At 58.4% G+C, this 2,577-nt stretch carries 3 protein-coding genes; all 3 read right to left on the bottom strand.

What is annotated here, in order from left to right; all coding sequences use genetic code 11:
• Nucleotides 1-137 (bottom strand): SseB family protein (locus RTM06_RS03720; RefSeq protein ID WP_312180029.1); only part of this gene is annotated, 137 nt, incomplete at its 3' end.
• Between the two features lie 49 nt (nt 138-186).
• Nucleotides 187-1,473, bottom strand: a complete 1,287-nt coding sequence (gene pepB, locus RTM06_RS03715) for an aminopeptidase PepB (RefSeq protein ID WP_312180014.1) — start codon at nt 1,471-1,473, stop codon at nt 187-189.
• A gap of 62 nt (nt 1,474-1,535) precedes the next feature.
• The coding region (locus tag RTM06_RS03710; protein ID WP_312180011.1) for an IscS subfamily cysteine desulfurase at nt 1,536-2,577 on the bottom strand (1,042 nt) is incomplete at its 5' end.

Here is a 2,577-nt window from a genome sequence, read left to right as displayed (position 1 = left end):
GACGTCGCATCAAACTGCTCAGCGGGACTTTCGCCTGGCACCCAAACATCGGCGTCCAGCAGCAGCTGGAAAAATTCCGGACGGTGCGCAGGCTCAGTGGCCGCCAGCTTCAGCACCTCTTCAAGACGGTTACTCATTTATCGTATTCCAAAAAAGACGGCAAGCTTACGCCTGCCGTGATGAGGACTATTTCAGTAACAGATTGGCGACGGTGCGCACACCCAAACCGGTCGCACCGGCGGACCACTGATCTACCGCACCTTTGCGATACGTCGCGGAGCAGTCAATGTGTAGCCAGCCTTGCTGATATTTACTGACGAAATGCGACAGGAACGCTGCCGCGCTGCTGGCACCTGCTGCGTGAGACGGGCTGGCGATGTTATTCAGATCGGCAAAGTTCGAAGGCAGATGGCTGCGATGGAATTCGGCCAGCGGCAAGCGCCAGAAAGCTTCGTTTTCGCCGGTCGCACTGCCAAGCAGCGATTCCGCCAGCACATCGTCAAAGGTAAACAGCGCGTGGTAATCGTTGCCCAGTGCGGTTTTTGCCGCGCCGGTCAGCGTTGCCGCATCGATTAGCAGTTCCGGATTCTGCTCGCTGGCATCAATCAGGCCATCAGCCAATACCAGACGACCTTCCGCATCGGTGTTCATCACTTCCACGGTTTTACCGTTGCGATAGCGAATGATGTCGCCCAGACGGAACGCGTTGCCGCTGACCATGTTGTCGGCGCAGCACAGATACAGTTTCACGCGCTTATTCAGACCGCGTGAAATCGCCAGCGCCAGTGCGCCGGTCAAGGTTGCCGCGCCGCCCATGTCGGACTTCATCGAGTCCATAAAAGCGCTTTGCTTCAGGCTGTAACCGCCGGTATCGAAGGTGATACCTTTACCGACCAGACACGCGTAAACCGGCGCACTTTCATCGCCGCTTGGGTTGTAATCGAGCGCGAGTAATACCGGCGCGCGGGTAGAACCGCGACCCACGGTGTGAAGTCCGGCATAACCCTGCTCGCGCAGATCGTCGCCTTTGGTGATGCGATAGCTCACCGCTTTGCCGCCCACTTCATTGATCAGATCAACCGCGTTGTGTGCCAGCTGCTCTGGGCTGAGATCTTCCGCTGGCAGGTTGATGGTGTCGCGCACCCAATCGACAATCTTCAGGCGACGCGCAAGTTCAGCCTGATCGGCCTCATTGAATTCCGGCCACTCGACCTGACGTTTGCCTTTCGGGCTGCGATAGCCTTGCCAGAATGCCCAGCACTTCTCTAAATCCCAGCCTTCGCCCTGCAGGGCGACGTGACGAATGCCCTGACCGTCCAGCTTGCGACCCGCGCGCTGGATGCTCATCAGCGCATCTGCGCCAGTCAGGTGAATGGTCATGCCACTTTCGTTGCTGCTCAGCAGCGTTTTATCACCCCAGCGCGCGTCGGCGGCCTGGGAGCTGAGCGTAATTATCATCGGTTGTGTTGTCATCGCGTGGCTCCGTTTGCGTTAGGTGTCACCTTGCGCCAGAACCGGCGCAAGGGGTGCATGAATTAGCGGGCGTTTGTTGCCGGCGAGAGCGCCCGCAGACGCGTTACCGCTTTGTTAACCAGCTCGATAGCGTACTCAATTTCCTCTGCGCTGGTGAAGCGTCCGAGCGAAAAACGCAGCGAGCTGTGTGCCAGCTCCTGCTCAACGCCCATCGCGCGCAGCACGTAGGAAGGTTCGAGACTGGCCGAGGTGCAGGCGGAACCGGATGACAGCGCCAGATCTTTCAGCGCCATAATCAGCGATTCGCCATCGACGTGGGCAAAACTGATATTGAGGATGTTTGGAGCGCCCTGATCCAGCGAACCGTTGAGGTTCACGTTACCCAGTTGACGAATGCCGCGCCACAGACGCTGGCGCAACCCGGACAGACGCGCCATTTCGCTGCTCATCTCTTCACGTGCAATGCGGTAGGCTTCGCCCATGCCGACAATTTGATGCACCGGCAATGTGCCCGAACGCATGCCGCGCTCGTGGCCGCCACCGTGCATCTGCGCATCTATTTGCAGACGCGGTTTACGGCGCACCCACAGCGCGCCGATGCCTTTCGGTCCATACAACTTGTGCGCCGAGAAGGACATCAAATCCACTGGCAGTTCAGTGACGTCTATCGGCAGTTTGCCAACGCTTTGCGTGGCATCAACGTGGAACAGGATGTCACGCGCACGGCACAGCGCGCCGAGGGCGGCGATATCCTGAATCACACCGGTTTCATTATTAACGTGCATCAGCGACACCAGCACCGTGTCGTCGCGCAGTGCAGATTCGAGCATCTGCGGCGTGACGATACCGTCGCTGCCCGGCTGTAAGAAAGTGACATCAAAGCCTTCGTGCGCCAGTTGCTGGCAACTGTCGAGCACCGCTTTGTGTTCGGTTTGGCTGGTAATAATGTGCTTGCCGCGCGCCTGATGGCATTGCGCTGCACCTTTAATCGCAAGGTTGTCCGCTTCGGTCGCGCCGGAGGTAAAGACGATTTCACGCGGATCGGCGTTGACCAGCTCCGCAATCTGATTGCGGGCTACATCAACAGCTTCTTCAGCCTGCCAG

The organism is Pantoea sp. CTOTU46764 (genome assembly GCF_031974595.1).
In the GTDB taxonomy this organism is placed as follows: domain Bacteria; phylum Pseudomonadota; class Gammaproteobacteria; order Enterobacterales; family Enterobacteriaceae; genus Pantoea; species Pantoea trifolii.
This window is presented reverse-complemented; position numbering and strand designations above follow the sequence as displayed.